Origin of the sequence: Nonomuraea sp. LPB2021202275-12-8 (assembly GCF_037044575.1) — a bacterium.
Taxonomy (GTDB): Bacteria; Actinomycetota; Actinomycetes; order Streptosporangiales; family Streptosporangiaceae; genus Nonomuraea.
The window spans coordinates 120344-141020 of sequence record NZ_JBAHWD010000013.1 but is presented as its reverse complement, the minus strand read 5'-3'; the positions used below and the strand labels follow the sequence as shown (position 1 = coordinate 141020).

22 protein-coding genes are annotated in these 20677 nt (G+C 71.8%); 21 read left to right on the top strand and 1 reads right to left on the bottom strand.

Annotation, left to right across the window (positions count from 1 at the left end; all coding sequences use genetic code 11):
- The first annotated feature begins 27 nt into the window (after positions 1-27).
- From V5E28_RS24335 to V5E28_RS24280, 12 genes are all read left to right on the top strand, one after another.
- Entirely contained in the window at positions 28-1386 is a 1359-nt protein-coding gene (locus V5E28_RS24335; protein WP_336209405.1) for a lanthionine synthetase LanC family protein, read from the top strand.
- A 203-nt stretch (positions 1387-1589) separates the two neighbouring features.
- Complete coding sequence (locus tag V5E28_RS24330; RefSeq protein ID WP_336209404.1) at positions 1590-2939, top strand: NtaA/DmoA family FMN-dependent monooxygenase; 1350 nt, start codon at positions 1590-1592, stop codon at positions 2937-2939.
- Complete coding sequence (locus V5E28_RS24325; RefSeq protein ID WP_336209403.1) at positions 2936-4114, top strand: LLM class flavin-dependent oxidoreductase; 1179 nt, start codon at positions 2936-2938, stop codon at positions 4112-4114. The genes V5E28_RS24330 and V5E28_RS24325 overlap by 4 nt, the downstream gene beginning before the upstream one ends.
- Positions 4115-4130: 16 nt before the next feature.
- Positions 4131-4616, top strand: a complete 486-nt coding sequence (locus V5E28_RS24320) for a GNAT family N-acetyltransferase (RefSeq protein ID WP_336209401.1) — start codon at positions 4131-4133, stop codon at positions 4614-4616.
- Positions 4613-5647: an LLM class flavin-dependent oxidoreductase gene (locus V5E28_RS24315; RefSeq protein ID WP_442945860.1), complete on the top strand. Its 1035-nt coding sequence runs from the start codon at positions 4613-4615 to the stop codon at positions 5645-5647. Before V5E28_RS24320 ends, V5E28_RS24315 begins: the two co-directional genes overlap by 4 nt.
- Entirely contained in the window at positions 5644-6777 is a 1134-nt protein-coding gene (locus V5E28_RS24310; RefSeq protein WP_336209400.1) for an MsnO8 family LLM class oxidoreductase, read from the top strand. The genes V5E28_RS24315 and V5E28_RS24310 overlap by 4 nt, the downstream gene beginning before the upstream one ends.
- Before the next feature lie 361 nt (positions 6778-7138).
- Entirely contained in the window at positions 7139-7645 is a 507-nt protein-coding gene (locus V5E28_RS24305; protein ID WP_336209398.1) for a flavin reductase family protein, read from the top strand.
- Between the two features lie 90 nt (positions 7646-7735).
- A complete protein-coding gene (locus V5E28_RS24300) occupies positions 7736-9361 on the top strand; it encodes an ABC transporter substrate-binding protein (RefSeq protein WP_336209397.1) in 1626 nt (541 codons plus the stop codon).
- Complete coding sequence (locus V5E28_RS24295; protein ID WP_336209396.1) at positions 9358-10305, top strand: ABC transporter permease; 948 nt, start codon at positions 9358-9360, stop codon at positions 10303-10305. The genes V5E28_RS24300 and V5E28_RS24295 overlap by 4 nt, the downstream gene beginning before the upstream one ends.
- Complete coding sequence (locus V5E28_RS24290) at positions 10305-11120, top strand: ABC transporter permease (protein WP_336209395.1); 816 nt, start codon at positions 10305-10307, stop codon at positions 11118-11120. The genes V5E28_RS24295 and V5E28_RS24290 overlap by 1 nt, the downstream gene beginning before the upstream one ends.
- Positions 11117-12772 carry an ABC transporter ATP-binding protein gene (locus V5E28_RS24285; protein WP_336209394.1) on the top strand — a complete coding sequence of 552 codons (1656 nt, stop codon included), beginning with the start codon at positions 11117-11119 and terminating at the stop codon, positions 12770-12772. Before V5E28_RS24290 ends, V5E28_RS24285 begins: the two co-directional genes overlap by 4 nt.
- Positions 12773-12970: 198 nt before the next feature.
- Positions 12971-13378 carry an RrF2 family transcriptional regulator gene (locus tag V5E28_RS24280; protein WP_336209393.1) on the top strand — a complete coding sequence of 136 codons (408 nt, stop codon included), beginning with the start codon at positions 12971-12973 and terminating at the stop codon, positions 13376-13378.
- Positions 13379-13382: 4 nt separating this feature from the next.
- On the opposite strand, the gene V5E28_RS24275 is transcribed toward V5E28_RS24280, so the two are convergent.
- Complete coding sequence (locus V5E28_RS24275; RefSeq protein ID WP_336209391.1) at positions 13383-13973, bottom strand: 1,2-dihydroxy-3-keto-5-methylthiopentene dioxygenase; 591 nt, start codon at positions 13971-13973, stop codon at positions 13383-13385.
- Between the two features lie 49 nt (positions 13974-14022).
- Here V5E28_RS24275 and V5E28_RS24270 point away from each other — a divergent pair, with 49 nt between their 5' ends.
- Genes V5E28_RS24270 through V5E28_RS24230 form a run of 9 tightly spaced genes read left to right on the top strand, consistent with a single transcriptional unit; the run spans position 14023 to position 20672 of the window.
- The gene (locus V5E28_RS24270) at positions 14023-15117 is read left to right on the top strand and encodes a substrate-binding domain-containing protein (protein WP_336209390.1); all 1095 of its coding nucleotides are present in this window, start codon (positions 14023-14025) and stop codon (positions 15115-15117) included.
- Positions 15114-16655 carry a sugar ABC transporter ATP-binding protein gene (locus tag V5E28_RS24265; protein ID WP_336209389.1) on the top strand — a complete coding sequence of 514 codons (1542 nt, stop codon included), beginning with the start codon at positions 15114-15116 and terminating at the stop codon, positions 16653-16655. The genes V5E28_RS24270 and V5E28_RS24265 overlap by 4 nt, the downstream gene beginning before the upstream one ends.
- Entirely contained in the window at positions 16652-17677 is a 1026-nt protein-coding gene (locus V5E28_RS24260; RefSeq protein WP_336209388.1) for an ABC transporter permease, read from the top strand. Before V5E28_RS24265 ends, V5E28_RS24260 begins: the two co-directional genes overlap by 4 nt.
- On the top strand, positions 17674-18858 hold the full coding sequence (gene mtnK, locus V5E28_RS24255; protein ID WP_336209386.1) for an S-methyl-5-thioribose kinase: 1185 nt from the start codon (positions 17674-17676) through the stop codon (positions 18856-18858). Before V5E28_RS24260 ends, mtnK begins: the two co-directional genes overlap by 4 nt.
- Positions 18855-19274, top strand: a complete 420-nt coding sequence (locus V5E28_RS24250; RefSeq protein ID WP_336209384.1) for a hypothetical protein — start codon at positions 18855-18857, stop codon at positions 19272-19274. Before mtnK ends, V5E28_RS24250 begins: the two co-directional genes overlap by 4 nt.
- Positions 19274-19606, top strand: coding sequence for a hypothetical protein (locus V5E28_RS24245; protein WP_336209383.1), 333 nt, complete (start codon positions 19274-19276; stop codon positions 19604-19606). The genes V5E28_RS24250 and V5E28_RS24245 overlap by 1 nt, the downstream gene beginning before the upstream one ends.
- A complete protein-coding gene (locus tag V5E28_RS24240) occupies positions 19597-20088 on the top strand; it encodes a WXG100-like domain-containing protein (protein ID WP_336209381.1) in 492 nt (163 codons plus the stop codon). The genes V5E28_RS24245 and V5E28_RS24240 overlap by 10 nt, the downstream gene beginning before the upstream one ends.
- Positions 20081-20542, top strand: coding sequence for a hypothetical protein (locus V5E28_RS24235; protein WP_336209380.1), 462 nt, complete (start codon positions 20081-20083; stop codon positions 20540-20542). The genes V5E28_RS24240 and V5E28_RS24235 overlap by 8 nt, the downstream gene beginning before the upstream one ends.
- A complete protein-coding gene (locus V5E28_RS24230) occupies positions 20529-20672 on the top strand; it encodes a hypothetical protein (RefSeq protein ID WP_336209379.1) in 144 nt (47 codons plus the stop codon). The genes V5E28_RS24235 and V5E28_RS24230 overlap by 14 nt, the downstream gene beginning before the upstream one ends.
- Positions 20673-20677: the final 5 nt, after the last annotated feature.

Here is a 20677-nt window from a genome sequence, read left to right as displayed (position 1 = left end):
CTACCAAGTGTGTGGGATAATCTAGTCGTGAATCCGAAAAGGACCCGCTCGTCGAGCGAGCGCGCCGAGTCGCCGCTGACCGCCGCGATCCTGGCCGGGCGCTGGATCAGATCCGCGGCGGTCGACGACGAGCATGGACGCCACTGGCGTGCCAATCCCGATCCGCGTGGCAGATCGGCCGTCACCGCCGAGCCCTGGTCGCTCTACTCCGGAGCCGCGGGCATCGTGCTGTTCTTCCTGGAGCTGGCAGCCGCCACCGGCCACGAGGCCTACCTGGACGACGCGCGGGCCGGGGCCCGCCGGCTCGCGGCCACCTGGCGGGAGCAGAGCGACCTGACTCTTTACCACGGGCTGACCGGCACGATGGTCGCCCTCATGGAGGCGGGCTGGGCGCTGGGCGATGACCGCTTCGAGACCGAGGCCGCCGCCATCGCCGACGTGATCGTCAGCCGCAGGCGGCTGATCAACGGCGAGGTCGGCTGGTCCCCGGATCCCGCGCAGCGCGGCGACGGCGGCATCGTGCTCGGCCTGCTGCGGGCTGCGGCCCGGCTCGGCGTCCCCGCGTACGAGGAGGCCGCCGTCGAGGCCGGAGCGCGCATCGCGCGGCTGCCCGTGCCCGGCCACCGCTTCGGCGACTGCGCCGACCTGCCGGTGGACGCGGTCACGCCCGGCTTCCTGGCCGGCACGGCGGGCACGGCGTTCCTGCTGGCCCGGCTGTACGGGGTCAGCGGCGACAACCGCTTCCTGCTGGCCGCGCGCAGCGGCGCCGAGTTCGTCCGCGAGATCAGCGTGCTGACCGGCGAGTGCGCCGCAGTCCCGCACCACGTGCCCGAGGCGCGCGGGCTGCACTACCTCGGCTTCTGCTCCGGCTCGGCAGGCGTCGCCAGGATGTTCTACGAGCTCCACCGGGTGGCCGGCGACCCCGGTGACATGGACTGGGTGGAGCGGCTGGCCCGCGGCATCGTGCGCAGCGGCGTCCCGCACCGGCAGACCGAGGGCTACTGGAACGTGGCGTGCCAGTGTTGCGGCGCGGCCGGGCTGATCGAGCTGTTCGTCGGCCTGTGGGCCGCCACCGGACGCGAGTCCCACCTGGACTTCGCGCGCACGCTGGCCGCCAACCTCATCGGCCGGGCCAGCGGCCACGACGACCGGGGATACCGGTGGTACCAGGCGTACCGGAGGTTGCGGCCGGAGGAGGTCAGCGCCGACACCGGCTACATGGTCGGGGCGGCCGGGATCGGCACGGCGCTGCTCCACCTCGACGCCGCGGGCCAGGCCGACCAGGCCCGCCGGGTCATCCTGCTTCCCGACAACCCCTTCTCGGCCATCCCCCTCCCGGCGACCGCGCTGCGCCGCTCGGACGGGCGCGAGCACGGCGACCACTGACACCCCCTCCGGTTCCACGGGGAGCCGGAGGCGGTCGGCACGTTGACAGAAATACCTGGTTTTCCTACTGTTTATATAGGTATTTTGGCCGACCTTGACGAGGTGCCTTTGATGACCGCTTCCACCAGCCTGCCCGGCCACCCGCACGACTCATCGACCCGGACCACGCCACACCACCGCGAGCGCCCGACCGGGCAGCCCGCATGACGGCGCCGCGCAAGCAGGTTCACCTGGCGGCGCACTTCCCCGGCGTGAACAACACCACCGTCTGGGCCGACCCTCGTTCGGAAAGCCAGATCGACTTCGCCTCCTTCGAGCATCTCGCCCGCACGGCCGAGCGCGGCCGCTTCGACTTCTTCTTCCTCGCCGAGGGGTTGCGGCTGCGGGAGCTGAAGGGCCGCATCCACGACCTGGACGTGGTCGGCCGGCCCGAGTCGCTCACCGTGCTGTCGGCACTGTCCGCCGTCACGACCCGGCTCGGACTCGCCGCGACGGTCAACGCCACCTTCAACGAGCCGTACGAGCTGGCCAGGCGGCTGGCCACGCTCGACCACCTCAGCGAGGGCCGCGCCGCGTGGAACGTGGTCACCACCTCCGACGCCTTCACCGGGGAGAACTTCCGCCGCGGCGGCTACCTCGACCGCGCCGACCGCTACACGCGGGCCGAGGAGTTCGTCCGGCTGTCGCGGACGCTCTGGGACTCCTGGCAGCCCAGCGCGATCGTCGCCGACCAGGACAGGGGCGCGTTCCTGCGGCCGGACTCCATCGCGACCGTCCGCCACCAGGGGCGGCACTTCGACATCGAGGGGCGCTTCAACGTCCCGCGCAGCCCCCAGGGGCACCCGGTGATCATCCAGGCGGGCGACTCCGACGAGGGCAGGGAGTTCGCCGCGGCGACGGCCGACGTCATCTTCAGCCGCCACGGCACGCTGGAGGAGGGCCGGGCCTTCTACATCGACGTCAAGCGACGGCTGGCGAGGCACGGGCGCGAGCCGCACCAGCTGAAGATCATGCCCGCGGCGACGTTCGCGCTCGGCGACACCGATGCCGAGGCGACCGAGCGCGCCGCCGAGATCCGCCGCCTCCAGGTGAGCCCGCAGACCGCGATCGCCTTCCTGGAGCAGATCTGGGGGCGCGACATGTCCGCCTACGACCCCGAAGGCCCGCTGCCCGACGTCGAGCCCGCCGCGGACCAGAGCCTGTCCCAGGGGCGGGTGCAACTCGCCGACCGGGTGGCGGTCGCCGCGAAATGGCGGGCGGTGGCCGAGGAGAAGAGCCTGACCATCCGCGAGCTGGTGATCGAGATGACCGGCCGCCAGTCGTTCGTCGGCTCCCCCGCGACCGTGGCGGGGCAGATCGACGAGTTCGTCCAGACCGACGCGGCGGACGGCTTCGTCCTCGTCCCCCACCTCACCCCGGGCGGGCTCGACGACTTCGTCGACCGGGTCGTGCCGCTCCTGCAAGAGCGCGGCGTCTTCCGCACCGAGTATTCGGGCACGACGCTGCGCGACCATCTCGGCCTCACCGCACCCGTCCCTGGAGGGGCATCGTGACGACCGTTCCCCTGCACCTGGCCGTCGCCCTCGACGGCGCCGGCTGGCACCCCGCGGCCTGGCGCGACCCGGCCGCCCGGCCGCGTGAGCTGTTCACCGCGCGCCACTGGGCCGCTCTCGTCACCGAGGCCGAGCGCGGTCTGCTCGACTTCGTCACCATCGAGGACGCCCTGGGCCTGCAGTCCACGCTCTTCGACGGGCCGGACGAGCGCGTCGACCAGGTCCGCGGCCGGTTCGACGCGGTGCTGCTCGCCTCCGCGCTCGCGCCGCTCACCACACGGATCGGCCTGGTCCCGACGGCCACGACGACGCACACCGAGCCCTTCCACGTGGCGATCGGCATCGCCACCCTCGACCACGTCAGCAACGGCCGGGCGGGCTGGCGCGTCCAGCTCTCGCCCCGCAGGACGGAGGCCGCGCACTTCGGCCACAGGGACATCCCGCTCCTGGACCCCGACCGGGTGGACCTCGACCATCTCGCGAACCTCTTCGACGAGGCGGCCGACGCGGTGGAGGTGGCCAGGCGGCTCTGGGACAGCTGGGAGGACGACGCGGAGATCCGCGACGTGCCCACAGGCAGGTTCGTCGACAGGGACAGGCTCCACTACATCGACTTCACCGGCCCGCGCTTCTCCGTCAAGGGGCCGTCGATCACGCCGAGGCCGCCGCAGGGTCAGCCGATCGTCACGGTTCTCGATCACGGCGGCTCCCGCGTGCCGTACGAGCTGCCGGCGCGCGCGGCCGACATCGTCTACGTCACCCCGCACAGCCGCGCCCAGGCCGCGGCCATCGTCGAGCAGGTCAGGAGCGTCCCGAGGGACGGGCAGCCGGTCAAGGTCTTCGCCGATCTGCTGGTCTTCGTGGGCGACGACGCCGCCGGCCGTAAGGCCAGGCTCGACGAGCTGGCCGGCGCGGAGCTCACCTCGGACGCCGCGGTGTTCGCCGGCACCGCCGACGAGCTGGCCGAGCTGCTCCTGGACTGGCAGCAGGCCGGGATCGAGGGCTACCGGCTGCGGCCGGGAGTCGTCCCCGTCGACCTCAAGGCGATCACCCGACACCTGACTTCGGCACTGCGCAGGCACGGCGCCTTCAGGAGCGCCTACGAGGCCGGCACCCTGCGCGGGCTGCTCGGCCTCGGCCGGCCGGTCAGCCGCTACACGGCACCAGTGGCCTGATCACGCGAGGAGAAGCATGACGACCAGCCAGGCCACGACCACCGTGCTGGCCCTGCCCTACCACGACCCGGCGGCCGAGGCGTTGCGCGCGGCGATGGAGGAGGAGATGCGGTGGCGCTACACCGACAGGCTCACCGATCCCGGTCACCTGCCGTCCGGCATGGCCGTCCAGGCCGGGACCGTGCTGTACACCGGCGTCGCCTTCGACGGCGAGCTGCCCGTCGGCCATCTGATCCTGCGCCGGCTCGGCCAGGAAGTGGAACTCAAACGGATGTACGTCACTCCGTCCCACCGCGGGACCGGCGTGGCGCGGGCCCTGCTGACAGCGGCCGAGGACGCCGCGCGCGGGCTCGGCGCGCAGCGGATCATCCTGCAGACCGGTGACCGCCAGCCCGACGCGGTGCGGCTGTACGAGCGGGAGGGCTACACGCGGATCCCGATCTTCCCTCCCTACGAGTCGCTGCAGTACTCCACCTGCTTCGAAAAGGTGATCACTCCGTGAAGTTCCTGGCCATCACCCTCATCGCCTACGACCACAGCAAGTCCACCACCCAGCGGTTCCGTGAGGTCGTCGAGAACGCGGTCCTCGCCGAGGAGCTCGGCTTCGACGGGTTCGGCGTCGGAGAGCGGCACGAGCGGCCGTTCATCTCCTCCTCACCGCCCGTCGTGCTCAGCCACATCGCCGCCCGCACCTCCCGCATCCGGCTGTTCACCGCCGTGACCACGCTCAGCCTGCTCGACCCGGTGCGCGCCTACGAGGACTACGCCACCCTCGACCACCTGTCGGAAGGACGCCTGGAGCTGATCATCGGCAAGGGCAACGGGGCGGCGCAGGCGCAGCTGTTCCACGTCACGGCCGAGGACCAGTGGGACCGTAACCGGGAGGGCTACGAGCTGTTCCGCAGGCTCTGGCGCGAGGACAAGGTCACCTGGGAGGGGCGGTTCAGGCCGTCGCTGACCGAGGCGGAGACCTGGCCGCGGCCGTTGCAGCAGCCGATCCGCGTCTGGCACGGCAGCGCGACCAGCAAGGAGTCGGTGGACCTGGCGGCGCGTTACGGCGACCCGCTCTTCTCCGCGAACGTCACCAACCCCATCGAGCCGTACGCCGAGCTGATCGACTACTACCGAGAGCGGTGGGCGCACCACGGCCACGACCCGGCCGACGCCCTGATCGGCGCGGGAAGCGCGGGCTACTACGCCGCCAGGACCTCGCAGGAGGCCGTGGAGACCTACCGGCCGATCTACGAGGCCCGCCTGGAGACGTTCAGGAGGTACGGCCTGCCTCCGGTCTTCCCCACGCTGGAGGACGCCATCGAGCGCAGTTCGATCCTGGTCGGCAGCCCGCAGCAGATCATCGACAAGATCCACCGATACCACGAGCGGTTCGGCCACGAGGTGATGCACCTGCACGCCGACGCCGACGGGCTGACCGACAAGCAGCACCGGGCCGCGCTCGAGCTGTTCCAGGGCGAGATCGCTCCCGCCCTGCGCAAGGAGATCCCCAGCAGGCCGTTTCCGGAAGGGCTGTCATGACCGTTCCCCCATCTCGCCCGTCTCCCCTGTCCATCCTCGACCTGGCGCCGATCCCCTCGGGCGGCACCGCGGCCGACGCCCTGCGCAACACGCTCGACCTGGCCAGGCAGGCCGAGGAGTACGGCTACCGGCGCTACTGGCTGGCCGAGCACCACTTCGCCGCCGGCGTGGCGAGCTCGGCCCCGGCCGTCCTGATCGCCCTGGTGGCCGCGGCGACGAGGCGGATCCGGGTCGGCTCAGGGGCCGTCCAGCTCGGCCACCAGACACCGCTGGCGGTGGTCGAGCAGTTCGGCCTCATCGACGCGCTGCATCCCGGCCGGATCGACCTCGGGCTCGGCCGCTCGGGGCAGCGCCGGGCCGAGCTGGCGAGCAAGGCTCCGCCGGCGGACGAGCCCGTGACGCCCAGGATCGTCGACGGCCTGCTCATCCCGCCCCCGTTCGACTTCTCCGCGCTCGTCAGGTCCCCCCGGCTGGCCTTCCAGGCGTCACTGCTGCAGCAGCCGGGAGCGCGGACCCCCGACTTCGCCGACCAGGTCGACGAGGTCATCGCCTTCCTGCAGGGCACCTTCACCTCTCCCGACGGGCTGCCGGCGAACGCCGTGCCCGGCGAGGGCGCCGACGTGGAGCTGTGGATCCTGGGCAGCAGCGGCGGCCAGAGCGCCCAGGTGGCGGGCGAGCGGGGGTTGCCGTTCGCGGCGAACTACCACGTCAGCCCGTCCCACGTGCTGGAGGCCGTGGAGGCGTACAGGAAGGCGTTCAAACCGTCGGCGGCTCTGGCCGAGCCGTACGTGGTCGTCTCGGCCGACGTGGTCGTGGCCGAGGACGACGCCACCGCGGCCGAGCTGGCCAGGCCGTACCCGCTGTGGGTGCGGAGCATCCGCACCGGGCAGGGCGCCATGCCGTACCCCAGCCCGCGGGAGGCCGACGCCCACGTGTGGAGCGAGTCGGATCTGGCGCTGGTCGCCGATCGCGTGGACACGCAGTTCGTCGGATCGCCGGAGAAGGTGGCCGATGGGCTGCGCTCGCTCCAGCGCGTCACCGGAGCCGACGAGCTGCTCATCACCACCATCACCCACGGCCACGCGGACCGGGTGCGCTCCTACGAGCTGCTGGCGGGGGCCTGGGCGTGAGAATTTCATGTATATCCAGTAGGAAATATTGACTTTGTCCGGACGGGCTCGTAGGTTCGGGATATGAGCCAGGGCCTTTACCTGACCCGGCGCCCGCACGTGGACTTCGGTCACGTCGCCAGCGCCCAGTGTCGTTGATCACGGACAGTCGACCGCTCACCTCCACCTTCCCGGCGTGGCCGATGGCGCCCATGCCCGCTGCGATCCGTTTTCGCGCGCGCCCGGCGCACCGGCGCGCCTCCTTAGAGGGAACATCCGTGATCAAGAACAGACACCTCGCCCCCGCCATACAGCCAGAACTGGGCGACATCCACTGGTACGACCTGCCCGACGACGAAGCCGACCTCGAAGAGGTGGCCTCATGACGGACACCCTGCCGGACCGGGCCGTCGACTCCGAGCACTTCCGCCGGGCTCTCGCGGTGCACGCAGCGGGCGTCGTGGTGATCACCGCGCAGACCGACGGCATCCCCGTGGGGCTGACCGCGACCTCCTTCTCCTCGGTCAGCCTCGATCCACCCCTGGTCTCCTTCTACGTCGACCAGAGCTCCACCACCTGGCCCTGGCTGCGGTCCGCCGACCACTTCGCGGTCAACGTCCTGGCCAGCGATCAGGTCGAGGTGGCTGCCAGGTTCGCGCGCAAGGGCGTCGACAGGTTCGCCGAGCCCACCAGGTGGCGGCCGGGGCCGCTCGGAGCGCCCCTGCTGCAGGACGTCTCGGCCCACCTGATCTGCCTGCCCCACGAGACCGTCGACGTCGGCGACCACACCCTCGTGGTGGGTCTGGTCGCCGAGGCGAACGTGCACAGCACGGGCCGTCCGCTGCTGTATCACCAGGGCCGCTTCGGCCGCTTCATCGCAAACACCTGACACCCGTGAACGTGACCGGCCGGGCCAGCGTCCCCCGGCCGGTCATCCAGCGCGCCCACTTTCTGCACTTTCCCCGGAGGTCCGTTGCCCGTGAAGCTCACCAGAGGGCCCCTCTCCCTGATGATCGCGGCCTCGCTCGTCGTCACAGCGTGCGGCGCGCAGAGCGAAGCACCCGTCCCCGAGTCCGCCGCCGGCGGATCACTGACCTGGGCCGTCGAGACCCAGCCCGTCACCTTCAACCCCCACCACTGGGCCCAGAACAAGGCCAGGCTGCTGGTGTTCAACCAGTTCGACGCGCTGGTGGCACGCGGCGAGGACGGCGAGTTCGTCCCCTGGCTGGCCAAGTCCTGGAAGGTCTCCGACGACCAGCTGACCTACACCTTCGAGCTCCGCGACGACGTCACCTTCCACGACGGCGAGAAGTTCGACGCGACCGCCGTGAAGGCGAACCTCGACCAGTTTCTGGTGCCCGACTACAACCCGGTCGTGGCCGCCATCCAGCTGCGCGCCTTCGACAAGGCGGAGGTGGTCTCGCCCACCACCCTGAAGATCACGCTCAAGGAGCCGGACGGGCTGTTCCTCGACTTCCTGTCCTCGCCTTACGGGGGACAGATCTCCCCCAAGTCACTGAAAGCAGCCAAGAACCTCAAGGCGGGCGGCACCGACGTGGTCGGGACCGGACCGTTCATCCTCGACAGGTACGTGCAGGGCCAGGAGGCGCACTACAAGCGGAACCCGGCCTACGCGTGGGCGCCGTCCAGCGCCGCGCACCAGGGCCCCGCGCACCTGCAGGAGGTCACCTACCGCTTCCTGCCCGAGGCCGCCGTCCGCGTCGGGGCGCTCACCTCCGGCCAGGTGCAGGTGATCGAGGGCGTGCCGGCGACCGAGGTGGCTCTCATCAAGAGCGATCCCGGCCTCTCCTTCCAGACCGCGCTCAACTCCGGCACCGCGTTCTCCTACTACTTCAACACCTCCCGCGAGCCGTTCGACGACGAGCGCGTGCGGCAGGCGTTCAGGGAGGCCGCGGACGTGGACACGGTGCTCGCCTCGGTCTACCAGGGCACGGCCACCCGGGCCTGGAGCATCGTCGGCCAGAGCAGCCCGTTCTACGACGCGAGCCTGGAGAAGACCTACGGCGGCGACGCGGCCAAGGCCAACGCCCTGCTCGACGAGGCCGGCTGGACCAGCCGGGACGCCCAGGGTTACCGCACCAAGGACGGCAAGCGCCTGACCGTGCGCACCGTGGCCTCCGCCCCCTTCGTGCGAGACCGTCGCGACATCCTCGCCCAGGCCATCCAGGCCCAGGTCAAGCAGCGGGCCGGCATCGACTTCCAGGTGCAGATCGTGGACCAGGGCACCGCGCAGAAGGCGTTGACCGCCAACGAGTACGAGCTCTTCGAGAACTCGCGGGGCGACTCCGACGTGGGCGCCGCGCTCAACCTCATCCTGCCGGAGAAGGGGGCCATCAACCGCTCCCACTTCAAGGACGCCGAGGTCGAGAAGTGGCTGCGGAAGGCCGCGGCCAGTTCGGACGCGGCCGAGCGCAAGGGACTGTATGCCAAGATCCAGCAGAAGGTCGTGACGGAGCACGCGATCGTCTTCCCGATCTACGTCCCGGCCGACCAGATCGCCGCCAGGAAGGACGTGCAGGGGCTCGGTTTCGACCCGGGGTCCGGGACCCCGAAGAGCGCCTACGACGTGCGGATCGGCACATGAGCGAGCAGGCGCTCCGCCGCGGGAGGCTCGCTCCCGTGGCCAGGCGGCTCGGCTCCGGGCTGGCCGTGCTGTGGGCGGCGGCCACCACCTCCTACGTGGCGCTCCTGCTCGCTCCCGGCGACACCGTCGACATCCTGATCGGCGACGGCGCCGACACACCCGAGATCCGGGCGCAGATCATCGCCGAATGGGGCCTCGACCGCCCCGAGGTCGTGCAGTACCTGGACTATCTGAGCCGCCTGGTCCAGGGTGACCTGGGCCGGTCGTACCAGCTCCAGCGAGGCGTGGGCGAGATCCTGGCCACGCAGATCTGGCCCACCGCGCAGTTGGGGCTGGCCGCCGCCGTCATCGGCGTGCTGCTCGCCATGGCGGTCGCGCTGGCGACGGCGGGCCGGGGCCCCTGGGCCAGGCGCGCGGCCTCCGGGACCGAGCTGGTGGCCGTCTCCGTGCCGCCCTTCGTGATCGGGCTGCTGCTGCTGGCCGTCTTCTCCTTCACGCTCGGCTGGTTCCCGGTCTCGGGCGCCCAGAGCTGGACCGCGCTCATCCTGCCCGCGCTGACGCTCGGGCTGCCCATCGCGGGCGTGCTCGGCCAGGTGCTCAGGGAGGGTCTGGAACGGGCCATGGAGCAGCCGTTCGCACTCACCGCACGGTCGCGCGGCCTGACCGAACGCGCCCTGGTGGCGCGGCACGCCCTGCGTCACGCGCTGCTCCCCACCGTCACGCTCGTCGGCTGGTTCGTCGGCGGGCTGTTCGCCGGGGCCATCATCATCGAGTCGGTCTTCGGCCGTCCCGGGCTCGGCCAGGTGACGCTGCTTGCCGTCACCGGCAGGGACATGCCGGTCGTGATGGCGGTGGTGATCATTTCCGCGGTGGTCTACGTGACCGTCAGCACCCTGCTCGACCTCGCCTACCGCCTCATCGACCCGCGGCTGAGGGAGGCCTGATGGCCGCCATCACGCTCACCGCGCGGCGCTCGCCCCCGGTCATCGTTCTGCTCCTGCTGGTCGTGGCGGTGGCCGTGCCGGGTCTGCTGTCCGGAACGGACCCGCTGGCCGCCGACCCCCTGCACGCTCTGGAAGCGCCGAGCGCGGCGCACTGGTTCGGCACCGACCACCTCGGCAGGGACGTGCTCGCCAGGGTCGTGCACGGCGCCCGTCACTCGGCCAGCATCGGGCTGGCGGCCGTCGCGCTCGCCGTGGGCGCCGGGGTGCTGCTCGGCCTGGTGGCCGGGCTGTCGCACCGGTGGGTGGACGAGGCTCTCACCCGCTGCTTCGACGTGCTCTCGACCTTCCCCGAGCTGCTGCTCGCCCTGCTGGTCATCGCGATCACCGGTCCCGGGACCGGGAACGTGATCTTCGCCATCGGCATCGCCCAGATCCCCACCTACGCCCGCGTGATCCGGGCGCAGGCCTTCGTCGTGCGGCGGGCCGGATACGTCGAGCAGGCGGTGACGTTCGGCCTGTCCCGTACGGCTCTGACCCTGCGGCATGTGCTGCCCAACGTGCTGGGCCCGATCCCGGTGATGGCGACGCTCGGGCTCGGCCAGGCCGTCATCGCCGCCTCGGGTCTCAGCTTCCTCGGGATGGGCCCGCAACCGCCCGCCGCCGAATGGGGGGCGATGCTCTCCGAGGCTCGCAACTATCTGAGGGTCGCCTGGTGGCAGACCCTGTTCCCGGCTGCCGCGATCAGCCTGACCGTGGTGAGCCTGACCGTGGCCGGGCGGCGCCTGCAGCGCCGCTTCGAAGGGAGGAACGCGTGACCGAAACCGATGCCGCCCCGCGCACGATCGCGGGCCCGGCCGGCGCGCCCCTCGTCTCCGTGGCGAACCTGCGCGTCGGCTTCCCCGCCGCCGGGGTGGAAGCCGTACGCGGCGTCTCGTTCACGATCTCCCCGGGCGAGTGCGTCGCCATCGTGGGCGAGTCGGGATCCGGCAAGAGCGTGACGGCCCGCTCGCTGCTCGGCCTCGCCGGGCCGGGCGCCCAGGTGAGCGCGTCGCGGCTGGAGATCGGCGGCGGGGACGCCCTGGCCTTCGGCCCCGAGGACTGGCGGCGCCTGCGCGGCCGGTTCGCGGGGCTCGTCCTGCAGGACGCCCTCGTCTCGCTCGACCCGCTCCGCACCGTGGGCAGCGAGATCGCCGAGGTGCTGTCGGTCCATGACGTCGTGCCCCGGGCCCGCCGCGCGGCACGCGTACTCGAACTGCTGGAAGCGGTGGGCGTCCCCGAACCCGCGGTGCGCGCCCGCCAGCATCCGCACCAGCTCTCCGGCGGGCTGCGGCAGCGGGCGCTGATCGCCTCCGCGATCGCCGCCGAACCGGCTCTGATCATCGCCGACGAGCCGACCACCGCACTCGACGTCACCGTCCAGGCGCAGATCCTGCGCCTGCTCGCCGCCCGCCGGGCCGACGGCACCGCGCTGCTCGTGATCAGCCACGATCTCGCCGTCGTCGCGTCGATCGCGGACCGGGTGCTGGTCATGAAGGACGGCGTCGTGGTCGAGGAGGGGCCGGTCGACCGGGTGCTCGCCGCTCCGGCGCACGCCTACACGCGGGAGCTCCTGGCCGCCGTGCCGTCCGCCGCCTCCAGAGGGTCCCGCCTGTCGCGCACCCCTGACGGCCGGCTGCCTCCCGAGCGGGTCGTCGATCACTCCAAGCCCGTGCTTTCCGCCTCGGGGCTGTCCGTCTCCTACGGCGACCGGCGCAAGGCGGTCGACGAGGTGTCCTTCTCTCTGCACCGGGGCGAGACGCTGGGGCTGGTCGGCGAGTCGGGATCCGGCAAGACGACGCTCGCCCGGCTCGTCCTCGGGCTGCTCGCGCCGTCGGCGGGCGAGATCCTGCTGCACGGCCGGCGGTGGACCGGCATCCCGGAACGGGCCCGCCGCCCGCATCGGCAGCTGATCCAGCTGATCTCGCAGAACCCGCTGGACTCCTTCGATCCCCGCCACACGGTCGGCCGCCTGGTCGCCGAGCCGCTGCGAGACCTGTCCGGCCAGGCACGCGCCGCGCGGGTGATCGAGCTGCTGGACCGGGTTGGCCTGGCGCCGGAGGTCCGCGGGCGGCACCCGCGCGAGCTCTCCGGCGGCCAGCGCCAGCGGGTCGCGATCGCCCGTGCCCTGGGCCCGCGGCCCGACGTGCTCGTCTGCGACGAGCCGGTCTCCGCGCTGGACGTCTCGATCCAGGCGCAGGTGCTCGACCTGCTGGCCGAGATCCAGGCCGAGGACGGAACGGCGCTGCTGTTCATCTCCCACGATCTCGGGGTCGTCCATCACCTCAGCGACCGGGTGCTGGTCATGAAGGACGGCGTCGTGGTGGAGGAGGGGGACGTGGACGAGGTGTTCTTCATGCCTTCGCACCCGTACACGAAGGAGCTGGTCGCGGCGGTCCCGCGGTTGCCGGCGGGAGATGGTGCCCGCTGACCGAAGCGTCAGGACTCCGTGGGTCGACTTGACCTGATCGCGTCAGGGGGTTATAAACTCCTATAAGTCTACTAAATAAGTGGGAAATAGGGGAGAACGGATGCGCGCTTGCGGGGTGGTGGCCGCTCTGGCCGTACAGGCGCTCACGATCTCGGTGACAGGCCACCGGGGCCCGCACCGGATCACCGCCTGAGAAGCATGCGGACCTCCGCCAGAACCCAGTACGCCCTGCGAGCGGCTGCCGAGCTGGCCGCCGCGCCGCCGGGTCCGGTCTCCGCCGAGCGCATCGCGGCGGCGCAGGGCATCCCACGCAAGTTCCTCGACAACATCCTGCTCCAGCTCCGCCGTGCCGGGCTGCTGAACAGCCAGCGCGGCCCTGACGGCGGCTACTGGCTGGCCCGCCCCGCCGACCAGATCACCCTGGCCGACGTCATCACCGTGGTCGAGGGCGTCCCCCAGGGCGACGACCACGGCGGCTATCCCGGCGTGGCCAGGCCCCTGGCGGAGGTATGGAGCGCCCTGCGCGACCACGAGGAGACCCTGCTCTCCGAGATCACCCTCGCGCACGTCGCCAGGGGCAGCCTGCCCATGCCGTCGGATGGCTGATCCGCTACGAGGCGCGGGACTTCCGGTTGGCCACGATCGTGTCGAAGTCCGGCACGCGCTGGGCGATCGAGTCGCCGGTGAAGTCACCGACCCAGCCGTCGTCGTCATGGAAGAAGCGGATGGCGGTGAAGCTCGGCTCGGTGCCCATGTCGAACCAGTGCGTGGTGTTCTCCGGCACGCTCAGCAGGTCGCCCGGCTCGCACAGGACCGCGTGGATCCTGCCGTCGACGTGCAGGTAGAAGATGCCGGAGCCGGAGACGAAGTAGCGGACCTCGTCGTCGTCGTGGGTGTGCTCGTTGAGGAACTTCTGCCGCGCCGCGGCGGCCCGCTCCGGCCAGTCGGGACTGCCGTCGGGGTGCAGCTGTGCCACGTCGACGAAGGTGTAGCCCTCTTCGGCGATGACGCGATCCACTTCGGTCCGGTAGGCGTCCAGGATCTCGTCCTGCCCCGCGCCCGGGGCCAGGCCCTCGACGACCTGCCAGTGGCGCAGGACGACGTCGATCTCCTTCAGCGCGGCCGCGATCTCCGCGGCGTCCTCGGTCTCCAGCAGCGTCTCGGGCGCGTCGCCGTCGGTGTACACGGTCAGGTAGGTCATGGGGTAAAGCCTACAATACATGCATGAAAGGTGGGATATAGTCCGCCGTGTGAACCATGCACGACTCGTGGGCGCTGTGCTCCTTCTCGCCCTCGCCGGCTGCTCTCAGGGCACGCCCGCCACCGCGCCCAGCACCGCTCCGTCCGCCTCCGACTCATCCGACACCTCGCCCGCCGCCGCGCCGGCGGAGTCCGCACCCGCCAGGTTCGCCTCGGGCGACGTCACGATCTCCCTCGTCCGGCAGCTCTCCTCAGGCGACTACTTCGAGCAGTGGCTCGCCGGCGCGCAGGCCCAGGCGACGGCGCTGAACGTCAAGCTGCAGGTCTCCAGCGGCGACGGCAACAACGACAAGCAGGCGCTCAACCTGGAGCAGGCGGTCAACGCCAAACCGGACGCGATCATCGTCGACCACGGATTCGCCCAGACCGTGCAGCCGGCGATCAAGAAGGCGGTGGCCGCCGAGATCCCCCTCGTCGCCTTCGACGTGGACCCGGGCACCTCAGAGGCCGTGTCACTCACCCAGGACGACCACCAGATCGCCGAGCAGGCGCTCGGCGCGCTCAAGGCCGGCACCGGCGGGTCGGGCGACGTCGTTTACGTGTACGTCGCCGGATTCGCGCCGCTGGACCGGCGCAACGAGACCTGGACCCAGTTCAAGAAGGACAACCCCGGCATCAAGCAGGTGGCCCAGATCGGCGTGGTCAACAGCTCGACCACCTCGGCCGTGGCCGACCAGGCCAAGGCGGCGCTCCAGGCCAACCCCGGCGTCAAGGCGATCTTCGCGCCCTACGACGAGTTCGCCAAGGGCGCGGCGCTGGCCGTCAAGGAGCTCGGCCTGGGCGACAAGGTGAAGATCTACGGCGCGGACGTGTCGACCGCCGACATCGGCGTCATCACCGCACCCGGCAGCCCCTGGGTCGCCACCTCGGCCACCGACCCGGCGAACGTCGGCCGCGTCGCCGTCCGGGCGGCCGCGCTGCTCGCGGCGGGCAAGGACCTGGATGCCGCGCTCACCGTGCCACCGGCCCTGATCACGCAGAAGGGCCTGCGGGACGCGAACATCACCAACGTCGAGCAGCTCACGAAGGCCTTCCCCGGCCTGGTGACGCCCGACGTCGCGCGGGTTCCCTGGGTGGCGCCGTGACCTTCGCGGTCACCTCGGTCTCCAAGGTGTACGGCGGGACCACGGCACTGTCCTCGGTCAGTCTCGAGCTGCCGCCGGGCGAGGTCGTGGGCCTGATCGGCACCAACGGCGCCGGCAAGTCCACCCTCATCAAGATCCTCTCCGGCGCGACCCGGCCGACCTCGGGCACGCTGACGCTCTCGGGACGACCGCTGTCGTTCGCCGGACCGCTGGACGCGCAGGAGGCCGGCATCCAGACGGTGCACCAGAACATCGACGACGGCGTCGTCTTCGGCGCCACCGTCGCCGAGAACCTCACGCTGGACTCCCTGGCCCGGCGCGGCATGAGCGCGTGGTTCGAGACCCGGGCGAAGCTCCGCGCCGCCGCGTCGGCCGTCGCCCCCGGACTCGACCTGCCCCTGGACGCGCCGGTGGAGAGCCTGCCCGCGAGCGCCCGGCAGCAGATCGTCATCGCCCGCGCGCTGTTCCGCCGGGCCCGCTTGCTGATCCTCGACGAGCCGACCTCCACGCTGTCGGCGACCGAGGCGGACGCGCTGGTCGCGCGGGTGCGGGAGGTCGCGGCCTCCGGAGTGGCGGTGCTGTACGTGTCGCACCGGCTGTCGGAGATCGAGGCGCTGTGCGGGCGCGCGGTGGTCCTGCGGGACGGCGAGGTGGTCGACACGTTCACCGCCCCGCTGGACAGGGCCGCGATCGTGGCCGCCATGCTCGGCCCCTCCGCCGGCCTCGCCGGCGAACCCTCCGCCGCGCCCGCCGACGTGGAGGCACGACGGGATGTGCTGGTCGCCGGCGGGCTGCGGGCCGTGCCGGGCGGGCGGGCGTTCGGCCTGCGAGTGCGCGCCGGTGAGGTCGTCGGCGTGACCGGGCTGGTCGGGGCGGGCAAGACCGAACTGCTCGAACAGCTCGGCGGCGCCCGGCCGCTGGTCTCGGGTGAGCTGCTGCTGGACGGCGCGCCGTACCGGCCGAAGAGCCCGCACGACGCGATCGCGGCGGGAGTCGCGTTCGCCACCGAGGAGCGGGCGGCACAGGCGGTCGTGCCCGGCTGGTCCGTGCGCGCGCACGTGACCCTGCCGCGGATGCGCGCGCACAGCCGGGGCGGCCTGTTGAACCGGCGGTCGGAGGCCACCGCCGCGCGGAAGGTCATCGACCTGTTCGGCGTGCGCGGCCCCGGACCCGAGGCGCCCATCGAGGCGCTGTCCGGCGGCAACCAGCAGAAGGTCATGGTCGGCCGATGGCTGGAGCTCCAGCCACGGCTGCTGGTGCTCGACGAGCCCTTCCGCGGCGTGGACGTGGGCGCCAGGGCCGACATCGGCCGCGTCGTCAGGGAGCGCGCGGCGGAGATGGGCGTCATCGTCGCCTCCTCCGACCCGCAGGAGCTGGTCGAGCTGGCCGACCGCGTGCTGGTGATGCACGAGGGCAGCCTCGCCGGGGAGCTCCCGATCGAGGAGGCCACCCCGGACCGCCTGGTCGCGCTCATGTCCGGCACGCACACGGCCGACCAGCCGGGGACCGCGACCGGCGACCAGGGGGCGTCCACATGACCGCCACCGTCCGAAGCCGGGGCCGCGCCGACGCGCCGAGCCGCGTCAGCACCCTGGCCGCGGCCGTCACCTACCGCTACGGCCTGCTCGCCGTGCTCGCCGTCATGCTCGTCCTGTTCTCCGTCGCCCGGCCCGCGTTCATGACGTACGCCAACGCGCTGGTCGTCCTGCAGTCCGTCTCCGTCGTCGGCATCGTCGCGCTGGGCGTCACGGTCTCCATGACCACCGGCGGCTTCGACCTGTCGGCCGGCGCCTGCGTCGGCGCGGTCGTCATGGTTACCGCGCTGACCATGGTCAGGTTCAACCTCACCGGCGCCACCGCCATCGTCGCCGGCCTGCTCACGGGGCTGCTGGTCGCCGGGGTGAACGTGCTGCTCACCGTCGTGGCCAAGGTGCCCGATCTGGTCGCCACCCTGGGGACGCTCTTCCTCTTCCAGGGGCTGGCCCTGATCGTCACGAGCGGCCAGTCCGTCGCGGCGGGCATGACGGCCGACGGCGCGCCCGCTCCGGGCCGCTACACCGAGGGCTTCGCGTGGCTGGGCAGCGGCACGATAGCCTCCGTCCCCGTCCCCGTCGTGGTCTTCGCCCTGCTCGCGGCCGCTGTCTACGTGCTGCTCAACCACACCCGATGGGGCCGGGCCCTGTACGCGATCGGCGGCAACGCCGAGGCGGCCAGGCTCGCGGGGATCCGTGTCGCCCGTTACCGCGCCCTCGCCTACGCGCTGTCGGGGACGCTGGCCGCCGTCGCCGGGATCCTGCTGTCGGCCAGGCTCGGCAGGGGCGACGTGGGCGCCGGGGACCCGTACCTGCTGCAGTCGGTGGCCGCGGCCCTCATCGGCTTCGCCGTGCTGGGCGCCAACCGCCCCAACGCGCTCGGCACGGTGGTCGGCGCCCTGTTCATCGGTGTGATGATCAACGGCTTGACCATGCTGAACGCCCCTTACTACGCGCAGACCTTCGTCCAGGGCGCGCTGCTCGTCGGCGCCCTGGTGACCAGCTACACGCTCAGGAGGCTCCGTTGAGCTACGAATTGCTCACGGTCGGAACCGTTCCCGGCTACGTCGCCGCACGGCCGTCCCTCGCCGGGTTCGGCGAGGTCACGCGGGTGCGGGAGGTGGGCGACGGCAATCTCAACCTGGTGTTCGTGGTCGAGACCACCGGCGGGGGCCTGGTCCTCAAACAGGCGCTGCCGTACGTCCGGGTGGACCCGACCTGGCCCATGACGCCCGAGCGCAACGGGATCGAGGGTCGCGCGCTGCGCGTGCACAACACGGTCGCCGCCGGGCTGGTCCCCGCGCTCCACGACACCGACGCCGAGCGGCACGTGATCGCGATCGAGGACCTGTCGGACCACCAGGTGTGGCGCGGGGCGCTCAACGAGGGCCTGCGCCACGACGGGGTGGCCCACGATCTCGGGCGTTACGTGGCGAAGGTGGGGTTCGGCACCTCGGTCTTCGGGCTCGGCGCCAAGGCGCACAAGGCGGCGGTCGCGGCCTCCGCCAACCCCGAGCTGTGCGAGATCACCGAGGATCTGGTCTTCACCGAGCCGTACATCACCCACGAGCACAACCGGATCCTGCCCGGCAACGTGGCGGACGTGGCGGCCTACGCCGGCGATCCAGCGGTGCGCGCGGCCATCGGCGCGGCCAAGCTCGCGTTCATGACGCACGCCGAGGCGCTCATCCACGGCGACCTGCACACCGGTTCGGTCCTGGTCCGCGACGAGCCGCACTCCACCCGCGCCTTCGACGTCGAGTTCGCCTGCTACGGCCCGGTCGGGTTCGACCTGGGCGCGCTGTGGGGCAACTACGTGCTGGCCGCCGCCCGCGCCGTCGCCCTGGGCGACTCCGGCCACGCCGCCTGGGTGCTGGCTCAGGCGGGCGAGACCTGGCAGGGCTTCGCCGACGAGTTCGCCGCGCTGTGGCCGGAGCGGGCCGACCCGCGGGTCATCGACCTCGACCGCTACCTGGCCAAGGTGTACGGCGACGCCGTGGCGTTCGGCGCCGCGAAGGCGGCCCGCCGGGTGATCGGATTCTCCTCGGTCAGCGACATCGCCTCCCTGCCGGAGGACCTGCGGGTGCGCGCCATCCGCGCCGTGCTGGCGGCGGCGAGGTCGCTGCTCGTCGAGGAGGTACGGCTGGGCGAGCCGAAACCGCTGTTCGACCGGGTCGGAGAGGTGCTCGCCGAGGTGGGCGGCCGGTGACCGGAGACCTGGGAGCCGCCGACTTCGACAGCTTGATCGAGGCCACCAGGCGGGCGGTCGAGTCGGTCCGGACCGGCCCGGTGGACCTGCCCGACGTGCGGCACGAGGCCGGCGGGCCGGACGAGCTGGTACGGGTGACGGCCGTGCTGACGGAGAGCGGCGCCGCACTGGACTCGCTGCACCTGGACCCGCGGGCGATGCGGCTGAACTCCCACGACCTGGCGGAGCGGATCGTCCGCACCGCGAACGAGGCGCTGCGCGGCCTGGCCGGCGCGGCAGAGCGACTGGCCGTGCCCGAGCTCGACCGGCTGGTCGCGGACCTGCACGACCTTCAGGACCTATCGGTCCGGCGGCTCGGCGCCTTCACCGACACGATCACCGACGTGCTCGGGCAGCTGGAAAGGCGGAGCGAGTGATGAATCCGCTCCCGACGCTGGAAGTCCGGCGATCCACCCTGAAAGGCGCGGGCCGGCAGGCCGGTGAGACGGCCACCCATCTGCGCGGCGCGCTGGACGAGCTGCTCGCCGCCATCTCCGCGGCCGGCCCGATCCCCCGGAACGACGACATCAGCGCCATGATCGCCGCGGCCTACGCGGCCATCCACGAGATCGGGATCGGCTCCATCGAGTCGGCGGTCGCCGGCCTGGGCGGTCACGGCGAGCGGCTCTCGCTCATGGCGACCGAGTACGCCGCCGCCGAGGAGGACACCGAGCAGGTGCTCGAGAACGTGGACCGGGCGTGGGCGTGAGGTTACCCGCCGAGCTGGCGGGACTGCTCACCGAGCTCGGCTTCCTGTGGCCGGAGGTCGACGAGGAGTCGCTGTTCCGGCAGGCGACCGCCTGGCTCGGTTTCGGCGGGCGTCTGGACGAGGCCGCCGAGCACGTCGACGCCATCGCGAGAGCCGTACGCGACGGCAACGGAGGGGCGGCGATCAGCTCCTTCCTGACGGTCTGGACCGGCGAGGACGCGCCGCGCACGGTGGTCTCGGAGGGGACGACGGGGGCCCGGGTCGTCGGCGTCTGCCTGGTCGTATGCGCCGCGCTCGTGCTCGCGCTGAAGATAGCGATCATCGTGCAGCTCTCGGCGCTGCTGGTGAGGATCTATCTCGCCGCCGCCGCGTCACCGGCGAGCTCCGGGGCCTCGCTGCTGTGGATCCCGGTGTACAAGCGGCTCACCGGCCTGCTGGTGAACATGTCCATGTACCAGGCGTCGCGGGTGCTGGTTGCCTAGGGTCCCGGCCGCCGCGGCGGGCTTCATCGCCCGCCGGGCCGGCAGGTTCTTCCGCAGGGCCGAGCCCGTGCCGCTGGCCAGTCAGATCACGCGCGCGCGGCGGGAAGGCGGATTCTCCTGGTCCCCGACGACCGGACGCGTGCCCGCCAGGGGCTACATGGTCGCCCAGACCGGGCGAACAGCGCATTTCCCGCAGAGTATCCTCGATGATTCGCGTGCGACCGCGCGGGCAATCGACAAGTATCTCCACGACAACCGGGACATCTTCGAAAACCGCAAGAACATCTACCTGGGCTGCTGGATCCAGGACGGCAAGCTGTGGCTGGAGCCGTCCAGGAACCTCCTCGGGAAGACCAGGGCGGTCAAGCTCGCCCGGGAGACCGACCAGATCGCCATCTACGAGGTCAAGACCGGCGACTACATCGACACGGGAGGTGCCGGTGGCTTTCTTTAACAGGCGCAAGGTCCACGCCGCGCTGCCGGAGGGCTACTTCGACCTGCCCGAGGAAGAGCGCCTCGCCTGGGCCGAACAGCTGGCCGAGGAGCTCAAGAAGGAACGCGACGGCCAGGAGGACGACGAGTGAGCTCG

Bases quoted from the DNA above. Each gene is read 5' to 3' on its own strand.
- V5E28_RS24320 (WP_336209401.1), top strand. From the start codon at position 4,131: ATGACGACCAGCCAGGCCACGACCACCGTGCTGGCCCTGCCCTACCAC.
- V5E28_RS24330 (WP_336209404.1), top strand. From the start codon at position 1,590: ATGACGGCGCCGCGCAAGCAGGTTCACCTGGCGGCGCACTTCCCCGGC.
- V5E28_RS24280 (WP_336209393.1), top strand. From the start codon at position 12,971: ATGCGGACCTCCGCCAGAACCCAGTACGCCCTGCGAGCGGCTGCCGAG.
- V5E28_RS24275 (WP_336209391.1), bottom strand. From the start codon at position 13,973: ATGACCTACCTGACCGTGTACACCGACGGCGACGCGCCCGAGACGCTG.
- V5E28_RS24310 (WP_336209400.1), top strand. From the start codon at position 5,644: ATGACCGTTCCCCCATCTCGCCCGTCTCCCCTGTCCATCCTCGACCTG.
- V5E28_RS24260 (WP_336209388.1), top strand. From the start codon at position 16,652: ATGACCGCCACCGTCCGAAGCCGGGGCCGCGCCGACGCGCCGAGCCGC.
- V5E28_RS24295 (WP_336209396.1), top strand. From the start codon at position 9,358: ATGAGCGAGCAGGCGCTCCGCCGCGGGAGGCTCGCTCCCGTGGCCAGG.
- V5E28_RS24245 (WP_336209383.1), top strand. From the start codon at position 19,274: ATGAATCCGCTCCCGACGCTGGAAGTCCGGCGATCCACCCTGAAAGGC.
- V5E28_RS24305 (WP_336209398.1), top strand. From the start codon at position 7,139: ATGACGGACACCCTGCCGGACCGGGCCGTCGACTCCGAGCACTTCCGC.
- V5E28_RS24290 (WP_336209395.1), top strand. From the start codon at position 10,305: ATGGCCGCCATCACGCTCACCGCGCGGCGCTCGCCCCCGGTCATCGTT.